General features: G+C 71.0%; 25 protein-coding genes. 5 read left to right on the forward strand and 20 right to left on the reverse strand.

All coding sequences use genetic code 11. The annotated features are described in order from the left end of the window. Positions 1-293 precede the first annotated feature (293 nt). Both ACZ4D5_RS25145 and ACZ4D5_RS25150 read left to right on the forward strand, forming a co-directional pair. A complete protein-coding gene (locus ACZ4D5_RS25145; protein WP_467774648.1) occupies positions 294-1,199 on the forward strand; it encodes a 5'-3' exonuclease in 906 nt (301 codons plus the stop codon). A gap of 52 nt (positions 1,200-1,251) precedes the next feature. After that, positions 1,252-2,088, forward strand: a complete 837-nt coding sequence (locus ACZ4D5_RS25150) for a siderophore-interacting protein (protein WP_467774649.1) — start codon at positions 1,252-1,254, stop codon at positions 2,086-2,088. 109 nt (positions 2,089-2,197) lie between these two features. Here the strand turns inward: ACZ4D5_RS25150 and ACZ4D5_RS25155 are convergent, their stop codons facing one another. Together ACZ4D5_RS25155 and ACZ4D5_RS25160 are read right to left on the reverse strand one after the other, a co-directional pair. Further along, positions 2,198-2,665, reverse strand: a complete 468-nt coding sequence (locus tag ACZ4D5_RS25155) for a hypothetical protein (protein WP_467774650.1) — start codon at positions 2,663-2,665, stop codon at positions 2,198-2,200. 145 nt (positions 2,666-2,810) lie between these two features. Beyond that, a complete protein-coding gene (locus tag ACZ4D5_RS25160) occupies positions 2,811-3,410 on the reverse strand; it encodes a GNAT family N-acetyltransferase (RefSeq protein WP_467774651.1) in 600 nt (199 codons plus the stop codon). Between the two features lie 89 nt (positions 3,411-3,499). Here ACZ4D5_RS25160 and ACZ4D5_RS25165 point away from each other — a divergent pair, with 89 nt between their 5' ends. Further along, positions 3,500-4,444 (forward strand): RluA family pseudouridine synthase, encoded by a 945-nt coding sequence (locus ACZ4D5_RS25165; RefSeq protein ID WP_467774652.1) that lies wholly within the window; start codon positions 3,500-3,502, stop codon positions 4,442-4,444. On the opposite strand, the gene ACZ4D5_RS25170 is transcribed toward ACZ4D5_RS25165, so the two are convergent. From ACZ4D5_RS25170 to ACZ4D5_RS25190, 5 genes are all read right to left on the reverse strand, one after another. Further along, positions 4,438-5,928 (reverse strand): cytochrome P450, encoded by a 1,491-nt coding sequence (locus ACZ4D5_RS25170; RefSeq protein ID WP_467774653.1) that lies wholly within the window; start codon positions 5,926-5,928, stop codon positions 4,438-4,440. The genes ACZ4D5_RS25165 and ACZ4D5_RS25170 overlap by 7 nt on opposite strands. 81 nt (positions 5,929-6,009) lie before the next feature. After that, positions 6,010-6,633 (reverse strand): GTP-binding protein, encoded by a 624-nt coding sequence (locus ACZ4D5_RS25175; protein WP_467774654.1) that lies wholly within the window; start codon positions 6,631-6,633, stop codon positions 6,010-6,012. Continuing rightward, entirely contained in the window at positions 6,614-7,027 is a 414-nt protein-coding gene (locus ACZ4D5_RS25180) for a DUF742 domain-containing protein (RefSeq protein WP_467774655.1), read from the reverse strand. Before ACZ4D5_RS25180 ends, ACZ4D5_RS25175 begins: the two co-directional genes overlap by 20 nt. Continuing rightward, the gene (locus tag ACZ4D5_RS25185) at positions 7,024-7,431 is read right to left on the reverse strand and encodes a roadblock/LC7 domain-containing protein (RefSeq protein ID WP_362327567.1); all 408 of its coding nucleotides are present in this window, start codon (positions 7,429-7,431) and stop codon (positions 7,024-7,026) included. Before ACZ4D5_RS25185 ends, ACZ4D5_RS25180 begins: the two co-directional genes overlap by 4 nt. Next, the gene (locus ACZ4D5_RS25190) at positions 7,428-9,104 is read right to left on the reverse strand and encodes an ATP-binding protein (RefSeq protein ID WP_467774656.1); all 1,677 of its coding nucleotides are present in this window, start codon (positions 9,102-9,104) and stop codon (positions 7,428-7,430) included. Before ACZ4D5_RS25190 ends, ACZ4D5_RS25185 begins: the two co-directional genes overlap by 4 nt. Positions 9,105-9,610: 506 nt before the next feature. Here ACZ4D5_RS25190 and ACZ4D5_RS25195 point away from each other — a divergent pair. Further along, positions 9,611-10,717 carry an LLM class flavin-dependent oxidoreductase gene (locus tag ACZ4D5_RS25195; protein WP_467774657.1) on the forward strand — a complete coding sequence of 369 codons (1,107 nt, stop codon included), beginning with the start codon at positions 9,611-9,613 and terminating at the stop codon, positions 10,715-10,717. Between the two features lie 386 nt (positions 10,718-11,103). Here the strand turns inward: ACZ4D5_RS25195 and ACZ4D5_RS25200 are convergent, their stop codons facing one another. From ACZ4D5_RS25200 to ACZ4D5_RS25255, 12 genes are all read right to left on the reverse strand, one after another. Next, the gene (locus tag ACZ4D5_RS25200; RefSeq protein ID WP_467774658.1) at positions 11,104-13,914 is read right to left on the reverse strand and encodes a DEAD/DEAH box helicase; all 2,811 of its coding nucleotides are present in this window, start codon (positions 13,912-13,914) and stop codon (positions 11,104-11,106) included. Positions 13,915-13,968: 54 nt separating this feature from the next. Next, entirely contained in the window at positions 13,969-14,859 is an 891-nt protein-coding gene (locus ACZ4D5_RS25205) for a diacylglycerol kinase (protein ID WP_467774659.1), read from the reverse strand. A 17-nt stretch (positions 14,860-14,876) separates the two neighbouring features. Further along, positions 14,877-15,770, reverse strand: coding sequence for a twin-arginine translocase subunit TatC (gene tatC / locus ACZ4D5_RS25210; RefSeq protein ID WP_467774888.1), 894 nt, complete (start codon positions 15,768-15,770; stop codon positions 14,877-14,879). 92 nt (positions 15,771-15,862) lie between these two features. Further along, positions 15,863-16,147 (reverse strand): Sec-independent protein translocase subunit TatA, encoded by a 285-nt coding sequence (tatA, locus tag ACZ4D5_RS25215; protein ID WP_467774660.1) that lies wholly within the window; start codon positions 16,145-16,147, stop codon positions 15,863-15,865. Positions 16,148-16,355: 208 nt separating this feature from the next. Beyond that, positions 16,356-16,553 (reverse strand): hypothetical protein, encoded by a 198-nt coding sequence (locus ACZ4D5_RS25220; RefSeq protein ID WP_467774661.1) that lies wholly within the window; start codon positions 16,551-16,553, stop codon positions 16,356-16,358. A 9-nt stretch (positions 16,554-16,562) separates the two neighbouring features. Then, positions 16,563-16,823 (reverse strand): hypothetical protein, encoded by a 261-nt coding sequence (locus ACZ4D5_RS25225; protein ID WP_467774889.1) that lies wholly within the window; start codon positions 16,821-16,823, stop codon positions 16,563-16,565. 11 nt (positions 16,824-16,834) lie between these two features. Continuing rightward, complete coding sequence (locus tag ACZ4D5_RS25230) at positions 16,835-17,812, reverse strand: helix-turn-helix transcriptional regulator (RefSeq protein ID WP_362327544.1); 978 nt, start codon at positions 17,810-17,812, stop codon at positions 16,835-16,837. Between the two features lie 15 nt (positions 17,813-17,827). After that, entirely contained in the window at positions 17,828-18,781 is a 954-nt protein-coding gene (locus ACZ4D5_RS25235; RefSeq protein ID WP_467774662.1) for a helix-turn-helix transcriptional regulator, read from the reverse strand. Between the two features lie 197 nt (positions 18,782-18,978). Beyond that, the gene (locus ACZ4D5_RS25240) at positions 18,979-19,353 is read right to left on the reverse strand and encodes an FKBP-type peptidyl-prolyl cis-trans isomerase (RefSeq protein WP_467774663.1); all 375 of its coding nucleotides are present in this window, start codon (positions 19,351-19,353) and stop codon (positions 18,979-18,981) included. A 59-nt stretch (positions 19,354-19,412) separates the two neighbouring features. Continuing rightward, complete coding sequence (locus ACZ4D5_RS25245; protein ID WP_467774664.1) at positions 19,413-20,411, reverse strand: FKBP-type peptidyl-prolyl cis-trans isomerase; 999 nt, start codon at positions 20,409-20,411, stop codon at positions 19,413-19,415. A 149-nt stretch (positions 20,412-20,560) separates the two neighbouring features. Beyond that, a complete protein-coding gene (gene pafA / locus ACZ4D5_RS25250) occupies positions 20,561-21,922 on the reverse strand; it encodes a Pup--protein ligase (protein ID WP_055567245.1) in 1,362 nt (453 codons plus the stop codon). A 9-nt stretch (positions 21,923-21,931) separates the two neighbouring features. Further along, positions 21,932-23,191 carry an MFS transporter gene (locus ACZ4D5_RS25255; protein WP_467774665.1) on the reverse strand — a complete coding sequence of 420 codons (1,260 nt, stop codon included), beginning with the start codon at positions 23,189-23,191 and terminating at the stop codon, positions 21,932-21,934. A 129-nt stretch (positions 23,192-23,320) separates the two neighbouring features. On the opposite strand from ACZ4D5_RS25255, the gene ACZ4D5_RS25260 reads away from it, so the two are divergent. Then, positions 23,321-24,343, forward strand: a complete 1,023-nt coding sequence (locus tag ACZ4D5_RS25260) for a LacI family DNA-binding transcriptional regulator (RefSeq protein WP_467774666.1) — start codon at positions 23,321-23,323, stop codon at positions 24,341-24,343. Between the two features lie 75 nt (positions 24,344-24,418). Here the strand turns inward: ACZ4D5_RS25260 and prcA are convergent, their stop codons facing one another. Next, positions 24,419-25,210, reverse strand: coding sequence for a proteasome subunit alpha (gene prcA / locus ACZ4D5_RS25265; protein WP_467774667.1), 792 nt, complete (start codon positions 25,208-25,210; stop codon positions 24,419-24,421). Positions 25,211-25,221: the final 11 nt, after the last annotated feature.

Raw genomic sequence — 25,221 nt, forward strand, 5'->3', positions numbered from 1 at the left:
GCCCGCCTCCCCCGCCGGCGGGCCGTGGAGCGGCGTGGGGTTCTGCCCACTTGCCCGATCGAAAAGTTGAATACTCGACCGGGTTCGCTCCGGATGCGCGCCTTCCCGCGCTTACACAGGCCAAACCAAGGAGTGTTCCAGTTCACATTTGTTGCACTCTCGACAAGAAGTGTCGCGATGCGCAACGAAGCCGCGCGGCCGGTGCCGCACGGCCCGGCTGTCGGTGCCATGCGGCCCGGCTGTCGGTGCCGTGCGGCATGATGCGCGATGTGACTCAGCGAACACGACGGCTCATGCTTCTCGACACGGCCTCCCTCTACTTCCGGGCCTACTTCGGGGTCCCGGAATCCGTGAAGGCCCCGGACGGCACCCCGGTCAACGCCGTGCGCGGGCTGCTCGACTTCATCACCCGCCTCGTCCAGGACCACCGCCCGGACGACCTGGTCGCGTGCATGGACGCGGACTGGCGCCCGCACTGGCGGGTCGAGCTCATCCCCTCCTACAAGGCGCACCGCGTCGCCGAGGAGGTCCCGCAGGGCGCGGACGCCGAGGAGATCCCGGACACGCTCTCGCCGCAGGTGCCGGTCATCGAGGACGTCCTCGACGCGCTCGGCATCGCCCGCGTGGGCGTCGAGGCGTACGAGGCGGACGACGTGATCGGCACCTTCGCCGCCCGCGCCACGGGCCCGGTCGACATCGTCACCGGCGACCGCGACCTCTACCAACTGGTCGACGACGAGCGCGGCATCCGCGTCCTGTACCCCCTGAAGGGCGTCGGCACGCTCCAGACCACGGACGAGACCTGGCTCCGCGAGAAGTACGGCGTGGACGGGCCGGGCTACGTGGACCTGGCACTGCTGCGCGGCGACCCGAGCGACGGCCTGCCCGGCGTGCCCGGCATCGGCGAGAAGACGGCCGCCAAGCTCCTGGACGCCTTCGGCGACCTGGCCGGGATCATGGCCGCGGTCGACGACCCGAAGTCGAAGCTCACCCCCTCCCAGCGCAAGCGCCTGGACGAGGCCCGTGCGTACGTGGCGGTCGCGCCCAAGGTCGTGCGGGTGGCGGGCGACGTACCCCTGCCCGACGTCGACGTCGCACTCCCCCGCGAGCCGCGCGACCCGGCGGCCCTCGACGAGCTGGCGGCCCGCTGGGGCCTCGGCAGTTCGCTGCAGCGCCTGCTCTCCACTCTCCACGCGTGAGGTGTTAGCTTAGGCAAGCCTAAGTATTTGTGGATCAGGGGAGGCCGTCGCCATGGCAGAACGTCCGGCACGCAAAGCACCGAAGGCCCACGTCGGGCAGGTCGTGCGCACGGAGCGGCTGACCCCGCACATGGTGCGCGTCGTCATCGGCGGCGAGGGCCTCGCCGATTTCACCGCGGGCGACTGCACCGACCACTACGTGAAACTGCTCTTCGACGTCGAGGGCGTCACCTACCCCGAGCCGTTCGACATGCAGCGGATCCGCGAGGAGTTCCCGCGCGAGCAGTGGCCGGTGACCCGGACGTACACGGTGCGCTGGTGGGACCCCGAGGCCCGTGAGCTCGCCCTCGACTTCGTGATCCACGGCGACGAGGGCCTCGCCGGGCCGTGGGCGCGCCGCGTCGAGCCGGGCGCCACGGTCCGCTTCCTCGGCCCCGGCGGCGCCTACGCCCCCGGTGCCGACGCCGACTGGCACCTCCTCGCCGGCGACGAGAGCGCGCTGCCGGCGATCGCGGCCGCGGCCGAGGCGCTGCCGCAGGGGGCCGTCGCCCGCGTCCTCATCGAGGTCGAGGGCCCCGAGGAGGAGCAGAAGATCGCCACGGACGCGGAGGTCGTCTGGCTGCACCGCGGCGACCGCCCCGTCGGCGAGCGGCTCGTCGAGGCGGTGCGCGCCCTGGAGTTCCCCGCGGGCGACGTGCAGGCCTTCGTCCACGGCGAGGCGGGCTTCGTGAAGGAACTGCGCCGCTACCTCCGCATGGAACGCGAGATCCCGCGCGAGCGCCTCTCCATCTCCGGCTACTGGCGCCTCGGCCACAACGAGGACGGCTGGCAGGCCTCGAAGCGGGAGTGGAACGCGCAGGTGGAGGCGGAGCAGGAACAGGCCGCATAGCGGCCGCCGCGCCCCGCGAGGGGCGCGAGGCCGTGCCCTGCGCGGCTCCCTCCGCCGCGCGCGATCAGCCACGCACGGCCCGCGGTTCCCACACGGCGACGCGCCGGGCTCAGCCCCGGCACTTGTGCCAGGCGTTCCACTTGTTGTCCTTGTAGTTCGTGCACCACTTCACGTTGCCGACCCACACCGCCACCGTCCGCCCGTTGGACGTGTCGTAGCCCGCCATGTCGTCCGCGCGGCCGCCGTTCGGCATCTGCTTCCAGCCGCCGGACCGGGCCCAGATGTGCCAGATGGTCCGGTCCGGGGCGATCACGAACGTCTCGTCGACCCCGGTGCTCGAGTCCCAGTGGGCGTCCATGACACGGGTTCCGCACTTGTACCTGCCCGTGTGGTTCCACCGCGTGACGGGACAGCCCGCGGCGGCCGCGGGACCACCGGCCTTCGCGGCCGTCTTCGCCGACGGCCGCTCCACCGCGGACGCGGACGCGGCGCTCGCGCTGCTGCCCGGCAGAACGGCGGCGGTGAGCCCGGCGAGGGCCGCGGCCGCGGCGAGCCCGGTCTTGTGGACGGTACGCATGCGCATTCCCCCTGGTACGACGGTGGTGCGGTCAGCACCAGACGGTAGGGGGAACCGGCGAGGCCCAGCGTCCCACGCAGGGTTGAATCCCGGCCTCAACCCACGTGGCAGCGGCCGTAAACCGTGGGCGTAGCCGGGCCCGTCGTCATACCGGTGCGGTAGGGCCGTCCCCCTTGATCCGCGCGTGCAGGTGCATGTCGTGCCAGCCGTCCTCGTGCAGACCGGCGAGCCGCTTCGTGCCCTCGGCGGCGAAGCCGGTCTTCAGGGCGACCCCGCAGGACGCCTCGTTGGCCGTGGAGTGGGTCAACTCCAGGCGGTGCAGGCCCACTTCGTCGAAGGCCCACTCCGTGAGCGCGGTCAGGGCGCGCGAGGCGACACCGCGCCTGCGCGCCGTCGGCATGGTCCAGTAGGCGACTTCGGCCTGCCCGTCGGCCAGCACGATGAACTTCAGGGCGATCCGGCCCACCACCTCGTCCGAGCCGGTGTCGGCGATCGCCCAGTACGCGTTGCGCTCGTCGGCCCAGGACGCCCGCCACTCCTCGATCCAGCCGCGCGCCTCGCTCTCGGAGTCCGCCACGCGCGCGTGCCACCGCTGGAGCAGGGGGTCCTGGAACGCCTTGTACACGGCGCCCGCGTCGGCGAGGGCCCACGGGCGGATGGCGAGGCCTCCGGGGACGGGGATCACCGGCTGCTCCCCACGGGCGAGGGCGCCGGGCGCGATGACATCGGGGATCTTGTAAGGCATGGCCCCATCGTGGCAGCGAGCCACCGGCAAGGACAGAGAATTCCGGGCCCGCCCGCCCACGCCGCCACGCCCCGTACGCTGACCTCCTGATGAGACGCAAGCCCCGCATTCCGCCCGCCCCGCTCCCCCAGCGCGACGGCGTCGACCCCGTCCGGGTCAAGCTGCCGCCCGACGGGGCGTGGGCCACCGTCCGCGACCACCTGGTGGAGCGGCTCGCGGCCGGGCCCGGGGTCATCGACGCCATGCTGCGGGACGGCGCGATCGTCGGGGCGGACGGGGTGCCGGTGACGCCGGACACGCCCTATCTGCCGGGTGCCTTCGTCTGGTTCCACCGGGACCTCCCGCCGGAGGTCACCGTGCCGTTCGCCCTCGACGTCGTCCACCGCGACGAGCACATCGTCGTCGTGGACAAGCCGCACTTCCTCGCGACCATGCCGCGCGGCAGCCACGTCGCCCAGACCGCCCTCGCCCGGCTGCGCACGCAGCTCGGCATCCCCACGCTCGGCGCCGCGCACCGCCTGGACCGGCTGACCGCCGGGCTGCTCCTGTTCACGGTGCGCCCCGAGGAACGCGGCGCCTACCAGACACTGTTCAGCGACCGCCAAGTCCACAAGGAGTACGAGGCGGTGGCGCCGTACGACCCGGCCGTGCCGCTCCCCCGCACCGTACGCAGCCACATCGAGAAGGACCGCGGCGTCATCGCGGCGTACGAGGTCGAGGGCGCCGAGCCGAACAGCGAGAGCGTGGTCGAGCTGATCGAGCACCGGGACGGCCTCGGGCGCTACCGCCTCACCCCGCACACCGGCCGCACCCACCAACTGCGCGTCCACATGAACGCGTTGGGCCTGCCGATCCTCGGCGATCCGGTCTACCCGGTGGTGACCGGACCCGTGGCGCCGGACGACTTCCGACGGCCCCTGCAACTCCTGGCGCGTGCCCTGGAGTTCACGGATCCGGTCACGGGCGCCCGGCACCGCTTCGTCAGCGGGCGGACGCTGGACGCCTGGACGGCGTACGAGACCTGGGATCAGTAACCCCGCCACCAGGTCAGGAAGCGGCGCCAGGCCCCCTTGGGCCGGGCGGCCTCGGGCCCCGGGGCCGCGGCGGGCGCGGCCGGCCGCGCGGCGGCCGGGGCCTGGGCGGCAGCGGCGGGCTGCTGCGGACGCGGCGGCGGGGAGGACACCTGCCAGTCCCTGCGCGGCGCAGGCACCTGCGCGGAGGGCCGGGCCATCACGTCCTGCGGCGGCCGCGGCGCGAACTTCACCGGCAGCGCCACCAGGTGCCGCGACAGGATCGACGAGGTCCACCGCAACTCCCGCTCGTCCACGTCCAGTTCGACGTCCGGAAGCCGCATCAGGAGCGCGTCGACACCGGTGTCGGCGATGGCACGGCCGATGTCCTGCCCGGGGCACTCGTGCGGTCCGCTGCCGAACGCGAGGTGCGAGCGGTTGCCCTGCATGTTGGCGGTGAGGTCGGGACGGACCACCGGATCGACGTTGCCGGGCGCGATGCCGAAGATCAGGCCGTCGCCCGCCCGGATCCGCTGGCTGCCGAGCTGGGTGTCCTGCTTGGCGAAGTAGCCGACCATGGCGCTGAACGGCGGCTCGTCCCACAGGGACTGCTCGACCGCCTCCGGCACCGTCATCTGGCCGCCGCTGAGCTGGGCGCGGAAGCGCGGGTCGGTGAGGACCATCCGCAACACGTTGGCGATGAGGTTGGCGGTGGCCTCGTACGCGGCGATGAGCACCAGGCGCAGGTGCGCGCCGACCTCGTCGTCGGTGAGCTGGGCGGGGTGCGCGATGAGGTTGCTGGTGAAGTCCTCCTCGGGGTTGGCGCGCCGCCGGGCCACGAGCCCCATCAGCACTTCCATGATGTACGCGTTGCTGGCGATGGCGGTCTCGGTGCCCTTGATCATGTCGCGGGCCGACTGCACCATGCGCTCGTTGTACTCCTCGGGCATCCCGAGGACGTGGCACATCACCATCATCGGCAGGTGCTCGGCGAACTGGCTGACGAGGTCGGCACGGCCGTCCTGGCAGATGTCGTTGAGCAGGTGGTTCGTGTAGCGGTTGATGTAACGGCGCACGCCGCGGTGGTCGATGCTCGACATGGCGCCGGTGACGGCGCCGCGCAGCCGCTGGTGCTCGTCGCCCTCGGCGAAGGTGGCCATCGGCTGCCAGGTGAAGACGGGCGCGAGCGGGTTGTCCGGGCCCGCCGTGCCGTCCTTCACGGCCCGCCAGATACGCGAGTCGCGGGTGTACTGCGAGGGAGTGCGGACCATGTGGAGGTTCTCGCTGTGGCCGAGCACCGCCCAGATCGGTACGTCGTTGTGGATCAGCACGGGTGCGACCGGGCCGTGCTCGGCGCGCAGCTTCTCGTACAGACCCGCGAGGTCGGTGTCCGCCTCCGGGCCGTAGAGGCGGCGCAGTCCGCCGGGGCCGAGGCCGTGGGCGGGGCAGCCGGGGGGCGGCGCGGTCTGGTCGTCGGTGCCGGGCCAGGAGGGGGAGGGAGTCGTCACGGTCGTCGCTCCGGGTTCGCGGAAGGGGGGTTGCGGTGTTACGGGATGCGGGGTCGTCGGGGGCGCGGGGCCGCCGTCGGCTCAGACGCGGGCCACCGTCAGGGAGTGGAGGTAGCGCATCAGGGTCATCAGGGTGTCCCGGCTCGACTCCCTGCGGCGGGCGTCGCACGCCATGATCGGCACCTCGGGCTCCAGGTCGAGCGCCTTGCGGAGGGTCTCGATCGGGTGATGGGGCGCGTCGGGGAAGTCGTTGACGGCGACGACGAACGGCACGCCGCGCTCCTCCAGGCGGCCGATCACGTCGAAGCTGACCTCCAGGCGGCGGGTGTCGATGAGCACGACCGCGCCGAGCGCGCCTTCGAAGAGGCCGTTCCACAGGAACCAGAAGCGCTCCTGGCCCGGGGTCCCGAAGAGGTAGAGGACCAGCTCGTCGGAGATGCTGATGCGGCCGAAGTCCATGGCCACGGTGGTGGCCGTCTTGGACTCGGAGCCGTAGTTGTCGTCGACACCGATGCCCGCCTGGGTCATGGTCTCTTCGGTGGTCAGGGGGCGGATCTCGCTCACCGAGCCGACCATCGTGGTCTTGCCGACCCCGAACCCGCCCACGATGACCACCTTCACGGCGGCCGTGGCCGTGTGCGGCAGGACGTCCTCGCTGCGGGGGCCGGTGATCGTGTCCGTGTTCTTAGAGTTTCTGAAGTCCATGCATCACCGCTTCGAGAAGGGATCGGTCGGGGAGCGCGGAGCGGACGATGGGGGCGCGCGCCTGGACGAGCTCGGCCGCGAGTAACTCCGTCAGGACGACGGTCACGACACTGAACGGAAGCCCCAGATAGGCCGAGACCTCGGCGACGGAGAGAGGCGTCGTGCACAGCCGCAGCACCGCCGAGTGTTCCGGCTGGGTGGTGGGGGACGCCTCGCCCTGCGCCACGATCAGGGTGACGAGGTCGAGCGGTGCCCGCTCGGAGTCCTCGCCCGTGAGGATGTACAGCCGCTCGGGATTCTCCGGACTGCGGCGTTCCCGCTGCGGAGGCAGTCCGCCCTGCGCTGGTACGTCGCCCTGTTTCGAGCCTTGGGGAGAGTCTTGCGGAGGAGTCATACGGCCTGCCCGTCACGCCGGGGCGGGCTGGTCAGGTGGGCCCCGATGCGTACGACGAGATCGCGCATGCGGGTGCCGATGAGGCCCGCGTCGACGGTCTCGTCGGCGAGCACGGCGAGATAGGCGCCGGCGCCCGCGGCCATCAAGTAGAAGTAGCCGCCGTCGATCTCGATGATGACCATCTTCATCCCGCCGTCGCTGTGCGGGATCTCCGTGGCCACGGCCGCGGCGAGGCTCTGCAGGCCCGCGCAGGCCGCGGCGATGCGGTCGGCCGCGTCGGGGTCGCCGCCGTAGCGCGCGATGCGCAGCCCGTCGGCGGAGAGCACGACGATCTGGCGGGTCTGCGGAACCCCGTCGGCGAGCTCCTTCAGCATCCAGTCGAAATTGGCGCGTTGCTGGATCACTGCCAGTCCCTCTCGTCGGCGCTGCCGTGGTTGTTCTGGTTGGTTTCCTGCGGTCCGTGGGATCCCTGCGGGCCCTGTTGCCCCTGCGGTCCCAGTTGCCCCTGAGGCCCTTGGGGAGCCGACGGGTCGGGCTCACCCGGTCCGTCCTCGCCCTTGACGCCCTTCATGAACGCCTCGATCCACAGGCCCGGTTCGACGGGGTCCTTCTTCGGGGCGGGCGCCGGGGGCGGCGCCGTCGCGGCCGCGTGGGCCTCGGCGACCCGCTGGGCCTCGGCCTCCTGGGCGTACCTCTGGGAGAGGGGGATCTTGACGCGGCTGCGGCGCTGCGGCAGGCCGTTGGGCGTCCACTCGGTGACCTCGGGGACGTCGTCCTCCATGGTCGCGGTGATCGGTGTGCGCAGCGGCGGCCCTGCGGTGACGACGCGGGGCTTCTTGCGGCGGATGTTGCGGGCCGGCTCCTCGATGGTGCGGCCGCTGTTGTCCACGCGGGGCACCGCGGAGGCGCCGATGCCGTGGGCGAGGCCGGGCGCGGGCCCGGTGGTGATCATCTCGCGCGGCACGATCAGCACGGCGCGGACGCCGCCGTAGGCGGACTGCCGCAGGGAGACCTGCATGTTGTACATCTGCGAGAGGCGGCCGACGACGGCCATGCCGAGCCGGGGCGTCTCACCGAGGTCGTTGAGGTCGATGCCCGCCTGCGCCTGCTCCAGCATGCGCTCGGCCCTGGCCCGCGCCTCCTCGCTGAGGCTGACGCCGCCGTCCTCGATCTCCACGGCGATACCGGTCTGCACCTCGACGGCGGTGACGTGCACCTTGGTCTGCGGGGGTGAGTACCGCGTGGCGTTGTCGAGGAGTTCGGCGCAGGCGTGGATGAGGGGCTCGACGGACGTGCCGTGGATCGCGACGTTGGCGATCGAGTGCAGTTCGACACGGGGGTAGTCGAGGATCCGGGACATCGCGCCGCGCAACACGCTGAACAGCGGTACGGGCTTGGGCCATTGGCGGCCCGGCCGGGCACCGCCGAGCACCGCGATGGAGTCGGCGAGCCGGCCGATCAGCGCGGTGCCGTGGTCGATGCGCAGCAGGTCGTCGAAGACCTCGGGGTTGCGGCCGTGGAACTCCTCCATGTCCCGCAGTTCCGCGGCCTGTTGGTGGACGATCGACTGGACGCGCCGTGCGATGTTGACGAAGGCGCGCTGCGCGGACTCGCGCATCGCTTCCTCGTGGTCCAGCGTTTCGAGCACGGAGCGGAGCAACTCGCGCTGGGAGTCGGGGAGATCGCGGTACGCCTCGTCCTTGTCGACGACGTTGCGGACCACTTCGGCGGGCGACTCGCCCTGCCGCAGCCGCCAGAGCGCCTCGGGCAGGATCTCCCGGCCCAGGCGCACCGTCTCCACGTCGTGCGCTGCGATGCGCCGCTCGAGGTAGGCGAGTTGCTGTCCGTACTGCGCGCGCTGTCCCCGGATGGTCCGGCCGCGCCGCACGGCTTCCGCGCCGACGGCCATGACCATGAGGGTCGCGACGGCGCCGCACCAGCCGACCGCGACCCGGGCCGGCTCCGTCACCGCGGCGACGGCGGCCCCGGTCGCCGCGGCCATCAGCATGGCGGGCAGCAACAGCACACGCGCGTAAGGGACTTCTCGGCCACCGGGAGGCGATTGAACACTCACCATGTATGCCCTCTGAACACTCGTCTTGGGGGAAGTGGGGTGTGGGGGAAGCGGGGGGGGTGGGGGAAGGGAGGACGGGGAGGAGCAGGAAAACGAACTATCGAAAGATTTGGGAACAAGCGCGCGAATCTATCGCAACTCGTTTCAACTCGCCGCGCTCCGGGCGAGCTTAGTCCGCCGGAATCATCGCCGAGTCATATTCGGCAACCCCCTGCAGAGCCCTTGCCGACAGGAATACACTCGCCCCATTTACACGCGTGGCGATCATTCGAACACATGGAGTGACACTCTCGAACGGCCTTGGCGGGAACGGGAATTGCCCGCTCAGGGCCGTGGTTGACGCTTCGTATGGACGCCTGTTCCACTGATCGCATGCCACCTCAACCGCGGCTGGTCACCCGCGACCACATCGACTTCGGTCGAGTGTGGTCCGCCGCGTGTTGCCTCTGACGGCACCGCAGACCACCCCCCTTCTCCACCTTCACCGCGGCAAGAGATGAGGCTCCGCCATGCCCGTCGAGTTCCTCGGCATCGCAGCGACCAACGAAGGCTCCGAAGTGACCGCCCGCCCGGGCCCGTCCTTCGACAAGGACTACACGCTCCGGCTCGCCAGGGCCCATGAGGACCACGGCTGGGACCGGGTCCTGTTCGCCTACGGCTCCGGCTCCCCCGACCCCTCCCCCGCCGCCGCGTACATCGCGGCGCGCACGGAGAAGCTCCAGATCCTGGTCGCCCACCGGCCCAACGTCTCGTACCCGACGTTCGCCGCGAAGACCTTCGCGACGCTCGACCGGATCAGCGACGGGCGCCTGGCCGTCCACTTCATCACCGGCGGCAACGACCACGAGCAGCAGCGCGAGGGCGACTTCCTCACCAAGGACGAGCGGTACGAGCGCACCCGCGAGGCCATCCAGATCATCAAGAAGGCCTGGACCTCGCACGAGCCGTTCGACCACGAGGGCACGCACTACCGCTTCAAGGACTTCGTCAGCGACACCTTCCCCGTCCAACAGCCGCATCCGCGCGTCTCGTTCGGGGGATCCTCACCCGCCGCGTACGCCGCCGGGGGCGCCGAAGCGGACATCTACTGCCTGTGGGGCGAGCCCCTGGCGCAGACCGCCGAGCAGATCGAGTCGGTGAAGGCGGCGGCGAAGGCCGCGGGCCGCACCGACGTGCCGAAGATCCAGGTGGCGTTCCGCCCGATCATCGCGCCGACCGAGGAGCTGGCCTGGGAGAAGGCGTACGCGACGCTGGACCGCATCAAGGCCCGCAAGGCCGGCGCCCCGCTCTCCCGCCGCCACCCCCTGAAGAACCCCGAGAACTCCGGCTCGCAGCGGCTGCTCGCGGTGGCCGCGTCCGGTGAGCGCCACGACCGCGCCCTGTGGACACCGACCGCCGCGGAGACCGGCGGCGCGGGCAACTCCACGGCGCTCGTGGGCACTCCGGAGACGGTCGCCCAGGCCCTGCTCGACTACTACGACCTGGGCGTGGAGATCCTCTCCGCCCGCGGCTACGACCTCCTGGACGACGCGATCGACTTCGGCCGCCAGGTGATCCCGATCGTCCGCGAGGAGGTCGCGAAGCGGGACGCCCAGCGGGCGGCCGCGGCTGCCTAGCCTCGGCGAAGGAAGCCGAGCACCTCCCGCTCAAGGCGCGCCCCGCGGATCGCCGCGGCGGCGCGCCTGCCGAGGACCGGGCGGTTCCCGGGCGTCGCCCGGCGCGTTCGACGCCCAGGTGGTCGAGAAGCGCGACCGTGTTCGTGGCGAGCAACCCGAACGGGTAGGGCCGGAGGGCGGGCTCCGAGGGCCGTCCGAAACCGATCCGGTCCCGTACGGCGCCCCGGAACCCGGCTTGCCGCCCCGCGCCGCGGCGGAGAGCGCCGCCGCAGCAGGGGCTCCGGCCCCCGCCACGGCACCCGCTCCCGTCAAGAACGCCCCGTCAGCCCACCGACACGTCAACCCTCCGACGCGTCAGCCCACCGACGCGTCAGCCCACCGACACGTCAGCCCACCGAGCTGTACGCCACGACGCCCCGCAACAGCTGGTCGACGGCCTTGCGGGCGTTCTTCGCGACCGTGCTGCCCTCGCGCGGGGCGGCCGCCGCGATCTGGCCGAGGACGTCGATGACCTGCTTGCACCAGCGCACGAAGTCGCCGGCCGGCATCTCCGCCTCGCGCAGCACCTCGTCGAGGCCCTTGTCGTTCGCCCACATGTACGCCGCCCAGGCGAAGCCGAGGTCGGGCTCGCGCTGTCCGACGCCCTCCGCCTGGCTGATCTTGAACTCCTCCTCGAGACCATCGAGGCGGCCCCAGATCCGCACCATCTCGCCGAGCGCCGCCTTGGCCGCGCCGGACGGGAGCTTGGGCGCGAGCGCGTCGTCGCCGACACGCGACTCGTACACCAACGCGGAGACGCACGCGGCCAGTTCGGCCGGGCTCAGCCCCTCCCACACGCGGGCGCGCAGGCATTCGCTGGCCAGCAGGTCCAACTCGCCGTACAACCGGGCGAGGCGCTTGCCGTGCTCGGTGACCTCGTCGCCGCGCAGATAGTCGAGCTCGGTCAGGAGCGCGACGATGCGGTCGAAGGTGCGGGCGATGGTGTTCGTCCGCCCCTCGATGCGGCGCTCCAGCTGGGAGGTGTCGCGCTTGAGGCGGTAGTACCGCTCGGCCCAGCGGGCGTGGTCCTCGCGCTCGTCGCAGCCGTGGCAGGGGTGGGCCCGCAGCTCCGCGCGCAGCCGGGCGATGTGCTGGTCGTCGGCGGCCGCCGCGCGGCCCTTGCGGTGCCGGTCGGGGACGATGTGCCCGGCCTTGGTGCGCAGCGCGGACGCCAGGTCGCGCCGGGACTGCGGCGAGCGGGCGTTGAAGGACTTCGGGATGCGCATCCGCTCCAGGGCCTCGACCGGCACCGGGAAGTCCATCGAGGCGAGCCGCTTGACCTGCCGCTCGGCGGTGAGCACCAGCGGGCGCGGCCCGTCCACGTGGTCGAAGCCGCGGTGGCCGTTGGCCCGGCCGGCGGGCAGCCCGGGGTCGAGGACGAGCGCGAGCCCGGCGTACTTCCCCGTCGGGACGTGGATGACGTCGCCCGGCTTGAGCTTCTCCAGGGCGGCGGCAGCGGCGGCCCTGCGCTGGGCCGCACCCTGCTTGGCGAGCTCGGTCTCGCGGTCCTTGAGCTCGCGGCGCAGCCGCGCGTACTCCTCGAAGTCGCCCAAGTGGCAGGTCATGGAGGCCTTGTAGCCCTCCAGGCCCTCCTCGTTCTTCTGCACCTGGCGGGAGATCCCGACGACCGACTTGTCGGCCTGGAACTGCGCGAAGGACGTCTCCAGGAGCTCGCGCGAGCGGTGCCGCCCGAACTGCTCGACCAGGTTCACCGCCATGTTGTACGACGGCTTGAAGCTGGACCGCAGGGGGTAGGTGCGCGTGCCCGCGAGCCCGGCCAGGTGCTCGGGGCTCATGGCGCGCTGCCACAGCACCACCGCGTGGCCCTCGACGTCGATGCCGCGGCGGCCGGCGCGGCCGGTCAACTGGGTGTACTCGCCGGGGGTGATGTCGGCGTGCTGTTCGCCGTTCCACTTGACGAGCTTCTCCAGCACCACACTGCGCGCGGGCATGTTGATGCCGAGCGCGAGGGTCTCGGTGGCGAAGACGGCCTTGACGAGGCCGCGCACGAAGAGCTCCTCGACGACCTCCTTGAAGGTGGGCAGCATGCCCGCGTGGTGCGCCGCGATGCCGCGCTCCAGCCCCTCCAACCATTCGTAGTAACCAAGGACATGGAGGTCCTCGTTTGGGATGGAGGCCGTACGCTCCTCGACGATCTCGCGGACCTTCGTCCGCGCCTCGTCGTCGTTCAGCCGAAGGCCCGCGTACAGACACTGCTGGACCGCGGCCTCGCAGCCCGCGCGGCTGAAGATGAACGTGATGGCGGGCAGCAGCCCTTCGGAGTCGAGCCGCTCGATGACCTCGGGGCGGCCCGGCGTCCAGATCCGCGATCTCTGCCGGCGCTCCCGCTCGCGGTCGGCCTCGCGCACCATCTTGCCCTTGCGGCGGTCGCGCGGGTTGTACGAACGGCTGGCCTCGAGCCGCGCCATGCGCGTGAGGTCGGGGTTGACCGTCTTCTTGCGGCCCTCGCCCTCCTCGAAGAGGTCGTACATCCGGCGCCCGGCGAGCACGTGCTGGAAGAGCGGCACGGGGCGGTGCTCGGAGACGATCACCTCGGTGTCGCCGCGGACCGTGTCGAGCCAGTCGCCGAACTCCTCGGCGTTCGACACCGTCGCCGACAGGGAGACCAGCGTGACCGACTCCTGGAGGTGGATGATCACCTCCTCCCAGACGGCGCCGCGGAAGCGGTCGGAGAGGTAGTGCACCTCGTCCATGACCACATAGCCGAGGTTCAGGAGGGACTGCGAGCCCGAGTACAGCATGTTCCGCAGGACCTCGGTGGTCATGACGACCACCGGGGCCTCGGAGTTGACGCTGTTGTCGCCGGTGAGCAGGCCGACCTTGTCCGCGCCGTACCGCTTGGCGAGGTCGGCGTACTTCTGGTTGGAGAGCGCCTTGATCGGCGTGGTGTAGAAGCACTTCTTGCCCTGCAGCAGGGCGAGGTGGACGGCGAATTCGCCGACGATCGTCTTGCCCGAGCCCGTGGGGGCGGCCACGAGCACGCCCTTGCCCGCCTCGAGCGCCCGGCAGGCCTCGATCTGGAAGGGGTCGAGGCCGAATTCGTACATCTCGCGGAAGGACGCGAGTGCGGTGGCCTGCTCGACAGCGCGCTTGCGCGCCGCCGCGTACCGCTCGGCCGGTGAGAGGTCCTCTGTCATCGTGCTTTCGAGACTACCGGGGACCACTGACAACGGACGATCATTATCGGGAGCTCACGCCGCGAGGATCCGCACCGCGCCCGCCACGCACTGCGCGGTCAGCGGCAGAGCGCCCAGCGGCTCCCCGTCCGCGTACCCGGTGACGCCGGGGGCGGACAGCTCCACCTTGGCGGCCCGGTGCACGGTGACCTTGGGGTGGTCGAGGTGGGTGCCCTTGTAGACCCTCGGGAAGACTGTGAGCAGGGTCGTGCGGCTGCACTCCCCCACCACGGTGACGTCGAAGAGCCCGTCCGCCATGTCGGCCCCGGCACAGATCTTCATGCCACCGCCGTACGAGGTGCCGTTGCCGACCGCGACGAGCGTGGCCTCGACCTCGTGGACGTCCCCGTCGTCCAGCGTGATGCGGTACGGGATGGGCGTGAAGGCGGCGAGCTCCGCGATCATCGCGAGGTCGTACTTGAAGCGCCCGGTGGGCCACCGCATCCGGTTGCCCCGGTCGTTGACCCGCGAGTCGAAGCCCGAGGCGAGCACGGACCCGAACCAGGTCTCCCCGACCCTGCCCAGGTCGACGGCGCGCGTGCGCGCCCCCTTGAGGGCCTCGGCGACGATCTCGCCGGCGGCGGCAGGCTCGCGCACGGGCAGCCCGAGGGCCCGCGCGAAGTCGTTTCCCGTGCCCACCGCGATCACCCCGAGCGGGGTGCGCGTCCCGGCGACGGCCTGCAGCGCGAGGCTGGCCATGCCGTCGCCGCCGACGGCTATCAGCGCCCCGGTGCCGCCGTCGACGGCCTCGCGGGCCCGCCGCAGCGCGTCGGGGGCGTCCTCGCCGATGACCGTCCGGACGGAGAAGCCGCGGGCCCGCAACGCCGAAGCGGCCGGCTGCGCCGCGTGGGCGCCCCGGCCGCGGCCCGCGGTGGGATTGACGAAGAGGGTGATCTCGCTTGTCACGGCCGGACCCTACAAGGTCAGGTCACGTCGTCGAAACCGTTGACACGGTGGTCGGCCCGTCCGGTGCCCGCCTGCTCGGGCAGCGCCCTGGGCGGCCGCACCGATTCGACGTCACCGACGTCCTCGGGGGTGAGGTCGATGTCGGACGCCTCGTCGTCGTCGAGTTCGGCGTCGGGGTCCTTGCGCCTGCGCCGCTTGTCGTTCAGGAGCGAGAAGCCGACGGCCATGAAGTACAGGACGACGATCGGGCCCGCGAGGGCGATCATCCCGAACGGGTCGGTCGTGGGCGTCGCGACCGCGCCGAAGATGAACACGCCCATGACGACACCGCGCCACCAGCCCGCCATGCGCTTGCCGGTGACCATGCCCGTCAGATTCATCATGATCAGGAGCAGCGGCAGCTCGAAGGCGGCACCGAAGACCAGGACCATCCGGACCGTGAAGTCCAGGATCTTGTCCATCGGCAGGATGTTCTCAGAGCCTTCGGGCGTGATCCCGAGCAGCACGCGGATGCTGATCGGCATGATCACGTACGCGAGCCAGGCACCGCCCGCGAACAGCGGCACGGCGGCGGACACGAAGGCGTACGTGTACTTGCGCTCGTTCTTGTGCAGGCCGGGCGCGACGAACGCCCACAGCTGGTACAGCCAGACCGGGCTGGCGATGATGATGCCCGCCATGACGCTGACCTTGACCGTGGTGGTGAAGGGCGACAGCAGGTCGGTGTAGGCGACGGTGGCGCACTTGCCGCCCGTGCTGTCCATGCCTTCGGTACAGCGGGGCACCGGAGAGGCGAGGAACCTCATCAGCTCTTCGCTGTAGTAGGCGGCCACGATCGACACGATCGTGATCGCCAGGATGCCCTTCGCGAGCCGGTTGCGGAGCTCGCGCAGGTGCTCCGCGAGGGGCATCCGCCCCTCGGGGTCCTTCTCCTTCTTGCGGGCAGACTTGAGCAACCCACGTCCTCATCTCGTGCGGCAGGCCGGCCGACGCCGGCCTTGGATCAGCGCTGCGTCGTACGGTCGGTCGGCTCGTTGACCGGGCGCGAGCTGGTCACGTCGCCGGGGGCCGCCTGGATCGTGCGCTGCTGGACGGCCGGGTCGCTCGGCGGGTCTGCCGGGGCGGCGGCGTCGTCCTTGCTCTCGGACTTCATGGCCTTGGCCTCGCTCTTGAGGATGCGGGCCGACTTGCCCAGCGAGCGCGCCATGTCGGGCAGCTTCTTGGCACCGAACAGCAGGACGATGATGACGAGGATGAGAATGATCTCGGTGGGGCCGAGCCTACCCATAGCTGTATACCTTCTTCACCGAGGCGACAGGAGTCTGGTTGCTCGCAGACCGGACATTCATCCGACCTCCGCGCTGGCAGCGATCGTAACCCCCCGGGGTAAACGCTCGGCAATCCCCGCGCATACTCCGAGTACGGCCCCCCGCCTCGATTTCGGGCCGTATTCGCAGCGTACCCGCCTGCCACAGCGCGGTGACAGGCCGAGGAGGCTAAAGAGCCTCCCGCCCCGCACGGGCCACACCGGCCGCGGCCTTCTCCAGGTCCTCCGCCGCACGGTTGATCTGCCGTGTGGTCTCGGTCACTTGGCGGCTCAGGCGCTGCGCCTCCACGAAGACCCTGATCGCCAGTACGCCGAGGACGGCGAGACCCAAGAAGCCCGCCGCGATCGCGAGCATCGCCCAGAACATGCGCCGAGCCTAGACGGTCGAGTGCAGGCGCAGCGTCCGCACCCCACCGCCGGTGAGGAGTTCGACGATGCGCTCGCCCGCGGGCTTGCGCACCGCGGCTCCGCACTCGGGACAGGTGAAGGAGTAGAAGGTGGTGCGGGGGCTGGCACCGATCGCGAGCCGCAGCGCGCCCGCGGAGAGCTCGAAGCGGGCGCGGCAGTCGGGGCAGGCGGCGGTGAAGAGGACGGGCGCGGGCCGCGGCTGCGACGGCACGCCCGGCAATCCGGACATGGTGGGTGTGCTCAACGCCCTTGCTCCTGCCTGTCGTAGTCCCTCTCGTACGCCGCGAGGGCCTCCTGTGCCGCCTGCCGCGCGCTGTCCGCGAGCTGGGCCGGGGAGACGATCCGCCCGTCCCTGCCGAGCCGCAGCGCGAGACGGCGCAGCGAGGCGGGGTCGGGGGTGCGCAGTGTGATCCGCAGGCCGCCGTCGGGCAGTTCCTCGGCGCTGTCGTGCGGGTAGTACTCGGCGACCCAGCGGCCGCCGGGGCCGACCTCGACGACGACCTCGGGGTCCTCGGCGGCGGGCTGCACGAGTCCTTCGGACAGGTCGCGCAGCTCGACCTCGGGCGGCGCGGACGGCTCGTCCAGGATCTTGATCTCGGCGACGCGGTCGAGGCGGAAGGTGCGGCGCGCCTCGGAGCGGCGGCACCAGGCCTCCACGTACGTGTGGCCGACGCTCACCAGGCGGATGGGGTCGATCTCGCGCTCGGTGACCTCGTCGCGGGCGGGCGAGTAGTAGCGGATCCAGAGCCTGCGCCGCTCGGAGATGGCCCGGTCGACGTCGGCGAAGACGCCGCCCTCGGACTCGAACGTCACCGAGAGGCGTGCGCTGGCGCCCGCCGCCTCGCCCGCCGCGGTCTCCAGCTTCGCGGTGGCGCGCAGCAGCGCGAGCCGGTCGCTCTCGCGCAGGCCGGGCAGCGTGGCCACCGCGCGGGCGGCCACGAGCAGCGCGGTCGCCTCGTCGGCGGCGAGCCGCAGCGGGGCCGCCACGTCGTCCGGGTTGTGCCACCAGATGCGGTCGCCGTCGGTGTCGATGTCCAGCAGGTCGCCGCCGCGGAAGCTGGTCCCGCACAGGGGCAGCACGTCGAGGTCGGAGATCAGCTCGTCCGGGGTGATCCCGAAGGCGCGGGCGACGTCCTCGACATGGGCGCCGGGACGCTCGCGCAGATAGGTCACCAGCGACAGCATCCGCCGCGTCTGGTCGATGGCGTTCGAGGCCATACTCGTCCGTCCCCCTCAGCCCTTGGCCACGGCGCGCAGCCGGTCCACCACGTCGGCCCGCAGCTCCGCGGGCTCCAGGACCACCACGTCGGGCCCGAACTCCACCAGCCAGGCATCGAGACCGTGGCCGTACGGAATCTCCAACTCGTCCCAGCCGTCGCCCAGTTCCCGCACCGACGCGGCCTTGGCGCGCAGCGGGTAGCCGGCGCCCGCGCGCAGCCGGATCAGGGCGGTGCGGTCGGCGATCTCCCCCGCCCAGCTCGCGACGGTCTCGCGCACCGTGACGACGTCCGGGACGTCGGCGGTGTACTTGCCCGCGCGGGCGCGGACCTTTCCGGTGATCCGCGAGAGCCGGAAGACGCGCTCGGCGCGCCGGTCGCGGTCCCAGCCCGCGAGGTACCAGTGGCCGCGCCAGCACTCCAGCGCCCAGGGCTCCACATGGCGCTGCTCGGGGCGGGCCGCGGTCGCCTTGCGGTAGTCGAAGACGACGGGGCGGCGGTCGCGGCAGGCGAGCATCAGCGGCTCGAAGGACGCCTCGTGCGCGGGGATGCGCGGCTCCAGGGCGCCGTGCGCCTCGTACGGGTCGACGTCCTCGGGCAGGCCCGCGGCGCGCAGCTTCTGCAGGGCGCCGCTGGCGGCTCCCGCGAGGCGCGCCTGCTGCCAGACCTTGGCGGCCAGGCCGAGGGCCGCGGCCTCCTCGGCGTCGATCGTGATGGGCGGCAGGCGGTTGCTGTCGCGCCGGGCGAGATAGCCGACCTCGCCGTCGAGGTTCTCCACGGTCTCGATGACCAGGCCGAGTTCGCGCAGGTCGTCCTTGTCGCGCTCGAACATCCGGTTGAAGGAGTCGTCCGACCCCGCTTCCAGATAGGCCTCAATGGACTCGCGGAGCTCGCGCTTGCTGAGCGGCCGACGGGTCCCGAGCAGGCACAGCGCCAGATTCATCAGCCGCTCGGCCTTGGCAATGGCCATCGACGCCCTTTCTCGGCCTTACAACACACAGTGCTTCCGACCGATGACCGTACCGCCCCGGGGTGTCGTGGCAAAAGCCAAGGGCAAGGGCAGCACCCCGAAGGGATCCCGGCGAGGGCGGTGGAGCACGACCGGAGGGCCCATGCCAGACAGGCATGGGCCCTCCGTGACCAGGTCCGGTCGACCTGGTGCGCGACTCAGACCGCGATCAGGTCGCAGACGAAGATCAGCGTCTCGCCCGGGGCGATGCGGCCGCCGCCGGCGCCGCGGTCGCCGTACGCGAGGTGGGCCGGGATGGTCAGCTCGCGCCGGCCACCGACCTTCATGCCCTGCACGCCCTGGTCCCAGCCGGAGATGACCTGGCCGGCACCGAGCTGGAACTCCAGCGGGTTGCCGCGGTTCCAGCTGGCGTCGAACTCCTCGCCCGTGCTGAAGGCGACGCCCACGTAGTGGACCTTGACGAAGTCGCCCGCCTTGGCGACCGCCCCGTCACCCTCCCAGATGTCCTTGATCTGCAGATCGGCCGGCGGCTCGCCGACGGGGAAGTCGACCTCGGGCTTGTCGATGCTCACGAAAATGCTCCTGCTTGATACGAAAAGGTCAGCTCGGACAGTCTTACATCCCCGGAAGGTCAGGCCTTCGCGAGGATGTCCACGCAGAAGACCAGCGTGGAGTCCTTCTTGATGGAGCTGCCCTGCGGAGGCTGGTCGCCGTACCCCAGCTCGGGCGGGATGACGATGAGGACGCGGCTGCCGACCTTCTTGCCGGTCAGGCCCTGCGCCCAGCCCTTGACGACCTGTGCCAGCTGGAACTGGGCGAGCTGACCGCTCTTGTACGAGGAGTCGAACTCCTTGCCGTCCGCCCAGAGCACTCCCTTGTACTGGCACAGGAGGCCGTCGGTCTCCTTCACCTCGTCGCCGTCGCCCTCGAGGATGTAGCTCGCGACGAGCTTCTTGGGGGCGTCGGCCTTGGGGACGTCGATGGAGGGGGCCTTGCCGTCCGTGTTCGTACCGACCTTGGGCAGGTCCTTGTTGGACTGCGCGACCTCCTTGCCCTTGGCCGAGCTCTTGGCGTTGAAGGTGTCGACGATGTCGACGACGAACACCAGGGTGTCCGAGCCCTTGATGCCCGCCTGCTTGTTGCCCTCCTCGCCGTACCCCATCTTCGGGGGGATGGCGAGCTCGACGCGGCTGTCGATCTTCTTGCCGACCAGGGCCTGGTCCCAACCGGGGATGACCTGGCCGACGCCGATCGGGAAGACCGTGGGGTTGCCGCGGTCGTAGGAGTTGTCGAAGACCTTGGCCGTCGCCCAGATCTGGCCGAGGTAATTGGCCTGCAGGTAGTCGCCCTTGACGACTTCCTTGCCCTTGCCCTCGATCAGGGTCTTGACCGCGAGGTCGGAGGACGGCTTGCCCGGGCCCTTGGCGACGGTCGGCTTCTCGCCGAACTTCGTGCCCTTCGTGATCTCGGGCAGCGGTCCGTCCACGATCTTCGCCGTCGGCGGGGCCGACGTCGCGTTGGTCGGGCTGTCGGTGGGCTTGGACTTGGCCTTGTCGGCCTTGTCGTCACCACAGCCTGCCAGCGTCAGCAGGCCGGCCGGGACGGCAAGGAGAAGGGAACGTCGGCGCACGGTGGGGGCCTCGTATCGGTCGATCTTGTGGGTTGGCGTGCGCGCAACTCTACGGCGTGAGAAGGGCGCCGCACGAGGAACGTACGGCGCCCGCGTTGCGTTCCCGCAACGTCACTCCGATCCCACCGGCCCCAGGGGAGCCATCCGGGTCACATCCCGGCGATGAGCTTCTCCACCCTGTCGTCCACGGACCGGAAGGGGTCCTTGCACAACACGGTGCGCTGCGCCTGGTCGTTGAGCTTGAGGTGCACCCAGTCGACCGTGAAGTCACGGCGCTGTTCCTGGGCCCGCCGGATGAAGTCCCCGCGCAGCCGCGCGCGGGTGGTCTGCGGCGGCACCGACTTGCCCTCGAAGATCTTCAAGTCATTGCAGATACGGGCGGCTTGCCCCTTCTTCTCCAGGAGGTAGTAGAGCCCTCGGCGGCGGTGGATGTCGTGGTAGGCGAGGTCTATCTGGGCGACCCGCGGGTGCGACATGGTCATGTTGTTCTTGGCGCGGTACCGCTCGATGAGCTTGTACTTCATGACCCAGTCGATCTCGGTGCCGATGCGGTCGAGGTCCTCGGACTCGATCGCGTCCAGCGTGCGGCCCCAGAGCTCCAGGACCTGCTCGACGGTGCCGGTGCGGATGCCACGGCGGTCGACGAAGTCCACCGCCTTCTCGTAGTACTCGCGCTGTACTTCGAGGGCCGAGGCCTCGCGGCCGCTGGCCAGGCGCACCTTGCGGCGGCCCGTGATGTCGTGGCTGACCTCGCGGATGGCCCGGATCGGGTTCTCCAGGGTGAGGTCGCGCATGACCGTGCCCGCCTCGATCATGCGCAGCACCAGGTCGGTGGCGCCGACCTTGAGGAGCATGGTCGTCTCGGACATGTTCGAGTCGCCGACGATGACGTGGAGCCTGCGGTAGCGCTCGGCGTCCGCGTGCGGTTCGTCGCGGGTGTTGATGATCGGCCGGGAGCGGGTGGTCGCGGAGGACACCCCTTCCCAGATGTGCTCGGCACGCTGGCTCACGCAGTAGACGGCGCCGCGCGGCGTCTGCAGCACCTTGCCCGCCCCGCACAGCAGCTGCCGGGTGACGAGGAACGGAATGAGGATGTCCGCGAGCCGGGAGAACTCTCCATGACGGGCCACCAGATAGTTCTCGTGGCAACCATAGGAGTTTCCCGCCGAGTCGGTGTTGTTCTTGAAGAGATAGACGTCGCCCGCGATTCCCTCCTCGTGCAGGCGGCGTTCGGCGTCGACGAGCAGGCCTTCCAGAATGCGCTCGCCTGCTTTGTCGTGGGTGACCAGCTCGGTCACGTTGTCACATTCGGGTGTCGCGTATTCCGGATGTGATCCCACGTCGAGATACAGGCGGGCGCCGTTCCGCAGAAAGACGTTGCTGCTGCGGCCCCATGACACAACACGGCGGAAGAGGTAGCGCGCCACCTCGTCAGGCGACAGCCGACGCTGTCCCCTGAACGTGCACGTGACGCCGTACTCGTTCTCCAGCCCGAAAATGCGGCGGTCCATGACTGAACATTACGCCTGATGCCCGGCACTGAAACCGGGTTCGACGGCACCGTTTCGATCATTTTCCGATGAACCCGCAACGACTTCGGATTGCCCGACCGGTACCAGTACCCGCGCGGTGGCCAGAAGAACCAGGAGAGCGAAGGCGCCCGCGAGCCCCGGCACCACGAACCCCCACGCCGTGCCGCCCCACTCGACGACGGGCCCCGCGGCGGCGGTTCCCAGCGACGCCCCGACCGTGAAGGTCGTCACGAGCCACGAGAACGCCTCGGTGACCGTGCCCCGCGGCGCGTGCCGGTCCACGACGATGAACGCGCACGCGAGCGCCGGCGCCAGGAACACACCGGCCAGCGCCGTGAGCGCCGTCATGGCGAGCGCCCCCGGAGTGAGCGTCAACGGCCAGTAACAGAGGGCGAGGAGCGCCACCAGGACGGTCAGCCGCCGCTCCGGTACGCCGCTCCACCGCCGCGCCCCGTACACGGAGCCGCCCACCAGCGCGCCGAAGCCGAGCGCCGCCATCATCCAGCCGTAGACCGCGTCACCGCCGTGCGCGTCCGCGTACGAGACCCCGGCGACGGTGATGGAGCCGAGTGCCATGCCGATGAAGAGGAACGCGCCGAGGAGCGCGAGGAGTCCGGGCGCGCGCAGGGCCCCCAGCCAGTGCGCCTCGCGCGGGGCCGAGCGCCAGGCGCGCGAGGGCCGGGACACCACCACGGACAGGGCACCGAGCACACCGACGGCGTTGACGACGAGCAGCGCCGCCTGCTCCGACCACAGGGCCACACAACCCGTGATGAGCAACGGCCCCACGGTGAAGATGACTTCCTGGGCGATGGCGTCCATGGCGTACGCCGTGTGGACCTGCTCCTCCTTGCCGAGGACGCTCGGCCACAGCGCCCGCAGACCGCCTTCGAGAGGCGGCGTGAACAGCCCCGCGACGGCCACGGAGACATGGGCGAGGGCGAGCTGGTCGGGCCCGGTGAAGGCGAAGACCGCCATGCCGAGGGCGGAGAGCAGCGCGGCGGGCAGCTGCACGCGCGGCTGGCCGTGCAGGTCGACGAGACGGCCGAGCAGCGGCTGACCCACGGCGTTGGCCACGCCGTACACCGCGGCGAGCGCGCCGGCCAGGCTGTAGGTGCCGCCCTCGGCCCTGATGAACAGCACGATCGCGATCGCCGCCGTGGCGTTGGGCAGTCGGCCCACCAACGTGCCGACGAGCAGCCGTGTCGCGTAGCGCGTCCGGAGGATCTCCGTGTATCCCGCAGCCATGCTCTCCCGCCCTCCCCCCGCACCGCCGAGCCCGGGGTTTTACGTATAACGTCCGGCGTCATACGTACCATGAGCGCTGTCCGCGGGTCCACCGCCAAACCGAGCGCGGACACGAAACGGGAGGTGTCAGTGGCCGGGCCACAGCTGGAATCCGGGGGCGCGCGCCCCACGAGCCGCGATGTCGCACGCGCGGCCGGCGTCTCCCAGGCCACCGTCTCCCTCGTCCTCGGCGACAAATGGCGCGGCCGCGTCGCCGCGCCCACCGCCGAACGCGTACGGTCCGCCGCACGGGAACTCGGCTACCGCCCCAACCTCGCCGCCCGCAACCTTCGCCTGGGCAGAACCAGGACGGCACTGCTCGTCGTCCCCGAACTCACCAACGAGTTCTTCGCCCACGTCTACACCGGAGCCGCCCGCGTCGCCGCCCGGCACGGCTTCGGCGTCGTCATCTACCCCTCCCCCGACGGCGTCGGCCCCGCCCGCGACCCCTTCGCCTCCGCACGCGCCTCACTCGACGGCGTCCTCGCCTCCTCCATGGCCTCCGACGCGCTGGCCACCATCCGCGGCGACGACCTCCCCCTGGTCATGCTCGACAGCGACCCCGCGGGCAGCCTCGGCGCCGCCACCGTCAACCTCGACCTGGCCGACGGCATGCGCCAAGTGACGGAACACCTCCTCACCCTCGGCCACCGCGACTTCCTCCACCTCGCCGCGGACGTCGACTCCTGGACCTTCGACGTCCGCGCCGACGCCCTCGCACAAGCCCTGCGCGGCACCGACACGGCAGTACGCCGCGTGGCGGCCCCCCTGAACGTCGAAGGCGCCCGCGCCGTCGCAGAAGCCGCCCTGTCCACTCCCGGCCCACGCCCCACCGCGGTCGTCTGCGACGACGACTTCCTCTCCGCCGGCGTCTGCAAAGCGGCCCGACGCCTCGGCCTGCGCGTCCCCGAGGACGTCTCGGTGACCGGATTCGACGACCTGATCCTCGCCACCGCGGTCGAACCGGAACTGACGACGGTCCGACTGCCCGCCGAGCGCTTCGGGGAGCGCGGCATGGAGACGCTGATCGACGTCCTGGAAGGACGCGAACCCGACGCCACCCCACTCCCCGTGGAACTGGTGATCCGCGGCTCGACGGGCCCCGTGCGCTGACTCCCGAAGACACGAGTGCGCCCCGTGTTCCGGCCCGGCGGCCGGAACACGGGGCGCACCCCTGAACGAAACGAACTACTCGACGTCGCCGCCGGACTCCGGCGCGGCCCCGGCGCCCGCGTCACCGTCGCCGTCCTCAGTCACGGCCGCGGCCTCGGCCGACGCACCGCCCTCTTCGAGCAGACGCGACAGCTGACGCCCCACGATCCGCTTGAACTTCCGCTGCTGCGGCCGCGTCCGGTCCAGGACCGCCACCTCAAGACGCTCCGCGGGAATCTCCCGCTCACTGCCGTTGGTGTCGCGCGACAACGCACGCACCGCCAGCTTGAGAGCCGCCGCCAGCGTCATGGCGTCATTGTGATGCTGATCGAGATACGTACTGATCTGCTCGGCGTTGCCACCGACGGCCAGCGAACCGTGCTCGTCGACGATGGAACCGTCATGCGGAAGGCGGTAGATCTGGTCGCCCTCGCGCGTGGCACCCACCTCCGCGACCACGAGCTCCACCTCGTACGGCTTCTCGGCCGCGCTGGAGAAGATCGTGCCCAGCGTCTGGGCATACACGTTCGCCAGACCGCGGGCCGTCACATCGTCACGGTCGTACGTGTACCCGCGCAGATCGGCGTACCGGACGCCGCCGATGCGGAGGTTCTCGTACTCGTTGTACTTACCGGCGGCCGCGAAACCGATCCGGTCATAGATCTCGCTGAACTTGTGCAGCGCACGGGACGGGTTCTCGCCGACGAACACAATGCCGTCGGCATACTGCAGCACGACCAGGCTGCGGCCACGAGCGATGCCCTTCCGGGCGTACTCCGCCCGGTCGGCCATCTGCTGCTGAGGGGATACATAGAACGGCGTCGACACCGGATCCGTCC

Source organism: Streptomyces sp. NPDC025651, from assembly GCF_055558735.1.

What these genes read in the sequence shown, in the direction of transcription:
- ACZ4D5_RS25145 (WP_467774648.1), top strand. Translation starts at nt 294, where the DNA reads ATGCTTCTCGACACGGCCTCCCTCTACTTCCGGGCCTACTTCGGGGTC.
- ACZ4D5_RS25150 (WP_467774649.1), top strand. Translation starts at nt 1,252, where the DNA reads ATGGCAGAACGTCCGGCACGCAAAGCACCGAAGGCCCACGTCGGGCAG.
- ACZ4D5_RS25155 (WP_467774650.1), bottom strand. Translation starts at nt 2,665, where the DNA reads ATGCGTACCGTCCACAAGACCGGGCTCGCCGCGGCCGCGGCCCTCGCC.
- ACZ4D5_RS25160 (WP_467774651.1), bottom strand. Translation starts at nt 3,410, where the DNA reads ATGCCTTACAAGATCCCCGATGTCATCGCGCCCGGCGCCCTCGCCCGT.
- ACZ4D5_RS25165 (WP_467774652.1), top strand. Translation starts at nt 3,500, where the DNA reads ATGAGACGCAAGCCCCGCATTCCGCCCGCCCCGCTCCCCCAGCGCGAC.
- ACZ4D5_RS25175 (WP_467774654.1), bottom strand. Translation starts at nt 6,633, where the DNA reads ATGGACTTCAGAAACTCTAAGAACACGGACACGATCACCGGCCCCCGC.
- ACZ4D5_RS25180 (WP_467774655.1), bottom strand. Translation starts at nt 7,027, where the DNA reads ATGACTCCTCCGCAAGACTCTCCCCAAGGCTCGAAACAGGGCGACGTA.
- ACZ4D5_RS25190 (WP_467774656.1), bottom strand. Translation starts at nt 9,104, where the DNA reads ATGGTGAGTGTTCAATCGCCTCCCGGTGGCCGAGAAGTCCCTTACGCG.
- ACZ4D5_RS25195 (WP_467774657.1), top strand. Translation starts at nt 9,611, where the DNA reads ATGCCCGTCGAGTTCCTCGGCATCGCAGCGACCAACGAAGGCTCCGAA.
- ACZ4D5_RS25200 (WP_467774658.1), bottom strand. Translation starts at nt 13,914, where the DNA reads ATGACAGAGGACCTCTCACCGGCCGAGCGGTACGCGGCGGCGCGCAAG.
- tatC (WP_467774888.1), bottom strand. Translation starts at nt 15,770, where the DNA reads ATGCCCCTCGCGGAGCACCTGCGCGAGCTCCGCAACCGGCTCGCGAAG.
- tatA (WP_467774660.1), bottom strand. Translation starts at nt 16,147, where the DNA reads ATGGGTAGGCTCGGCCCCACCGAGATCATTCTCATCCTCGTCATCATC.
- ACZ4D5_RS25220 (WP_467774661.1), bottom strand. Translation starts at nt 16,553, where the DNA reads ATGTTCTGGGCGATGCTCGCGATCGCGGCGGGCTTCTTGGGTCTCGCC.
- ACZ4D5_RS25225 (WP_467774889.1), bottom strand. Translation starts at nt 16,823, where the DNA reads ATGTCCGGATTGCCGGGCGTGCCGTCGCAGCCGCGGCCCGCGCCCGTC.
- ACZ4D5_RS25230 (WP_362327544.1), bottom strand. Translation starts at nt 17,812, where the DNA reads ATGGCCTCGAACGCCATCGACCAGACGCGGCGGATGCTGTCGCTGGTG.
- ACZ4D5_RS25235 (WP_467774662.1), bottom strand. Translation starts at nt 18,781, where the DNA reads ATGGCCATTGCCAAGGCCGAGCGGCTGATGAATCTGGCGCTGTGCCTG.
- pafA (WP_055567245.1), bottom strand. Translation starts at nt 21,922, where the DNA reads ATGGACCGCCGCATTTTCGGGCTGGAGAACGAGTACGGCGTCACGTGC.
- ACZ4D5_RS25255 (WP_467774665.1), bottom strand. Translation starts at nt 23,191, where the DNA reads ATGGCTGCGGGATACACGGAGATCCTCCGGACGCGCTACGCGACACGG.